We start from the raw sequence: 1645 nt of genomic DNA, 5'->3' as shown, positions 1-1645 counted from the left end.
TTGCTACATGAAATGCATTTATATGGTAATAAAATGCATGAAAACAATTTCAGGAAAATTCGATTATAATCGTTTTTTGCATTGAATATAATATCGTTATGTGAAATAATGTATATGTAAATTTAAAATATAAATAATAAAAAGGAGAATGTTTTTTGAAAAAAAATAATTACGGTGAACTGGAAGTTGTGCTTCTTAGTAAATAAGGAGTTACAACAATTTAACTCCTTATTTACTAAGTTATCGATAAAATAACTTATAAATAAAGGAGACAACTAAATTGAAATATAAAAACGCAAAAAATATATTACCAGAAGAATTAATAAACCAAATACAAGAGTATATCCAAGGCGATATTATCTACATTCCTATACAGAGAAATAAAGTTTCTTGGGGCGAAAAAAGCGGCGCCAAAGACGCCATTAACTCTAGAAATAAAGAAATTTTTGATCTTTACAACAGAGGATACAGCTTAGAGGAGATACAAGGCATTTTTAATCTATCAGAATCTAGCATCAGAAAGATAATCTCTAAAATAAAAAAATCAAATCTTTGTCTAGGAGGTCGTGAAAATGAATAATACAACTTTTGATAAATTACAGCTAAACGATTTAAAGGAGCTAATAAAAATATACTGTGTTAGCTCTCTAGGAAAGGATTTAATTGACAAATTGACTCCTAAAAAGAATATCAGCGCTGTAAAAAACATGTTAAATGAAAACAGGGAAGCTAGAAATATATTAAAAAACAGCAGTCACATCCCACTAGAAGGTGTATTTAACTTGCACGGTGTGATAGATAAGGTCGAAAAAGGAATGGTTTTAAACCCAGAAGAGCTTATGAAGGTCGAGGCCTTCTTGAGAGGTTGCAAAAAAATCAAAAATTTCATGAATGACATGAGCTTCTACGGAGAAACTCTATCATCCTATGCCTTGAATATAACAGAATTAAGCTCTATAGAAGAGGAGATCAACTACTGCATAAAATCAAATAAAATTGACTCTAACGCTTCTAGTGAATTAAAGAAAATTCGCCGAAATATAGATATATGTCAATCTAAGATAAACGATAGATTGAATAAGTTTCTGACTTCGAGCTCAAATAAAAAATATATACAGGAATTTCTAATATGCAAAAGGGACGAAAGATATGTAATCCCGATTAAAGCAAATTATAAAAACGAGGTAAAAGGCGTCATCTTAGACACCTCTTCAAAGGGAAGCACTGTATTTATAGAGCCTGAAAATATATCTAAATTCAGCTCAGAGCTTATCTCTTTAAAATCAGAGGAGGCAGTAGAGGAATACAAGATTTTATCGTATTTGACTGAGTTGATTTTCGAAAAAATTCAGGAGATAAAAATAAATATAGAGGTCATAGCCAACTACGATATGATTTTCGCAAAGGCAAAATACAGCTTAAACAACAGCTGCATAACACCTAAAATAAACAACACTGGATATATAAAGTTAAAAAAAGCTAAGCATCCACTACTAAAGGGTGATATAATCCCACTCGATTTTGAAATAGGTAAAAACTATAGAAGCTTAATAATAACAGGTCCCAATGCAGGTGGTAAGACCGTTGCGTTAAAAACAGTCGGCGTACTGACTCTTATGACCCAATGTGGATTTGATATACCTGC

Annotated in this window: 1 protein-coding gene and 1 pseudogene; both read left to right on the top strand. The window is 31.1% G+C overall.

Features of this window, described 5'->3' with window-relative positions; genetic code table 11:
• Window positions 1–280: 280 nt before the first annotated feature.
• Window positions 281–580, top strand: a complete 300-nt coding sequence (locus tag ACI3VO_RS08555; protein WP_439757513.1) for a CD3324 family protein — start codon at window positions 281–283, stop codon at window positions 578–580.
• Window positions 573–1645: pseudogene (locus tag ACI3VO_RS08550) on the top strand (endonuclease MutS2); the annotation flags it as partial. The gene ACI3VO_RS08555 and the pseudogene ACI3VO_RS08550, both read left to right, overlap by 8 nt.

This window comes from Intestinibacter sp., from assembly GCF_051866655.1.
In the GTDB taxonomy this organism is placed as follows: Bacteria; Bacillota; Clostridia; order Peptostreptococcales; family Peptostreptococcaceae; genus Intestinibacter.
The sequence above is the reverse complement of the archived record's forward strand: the minus strand, read 5'-3'. Positions and strand labels throughout refer to the sequence as shown.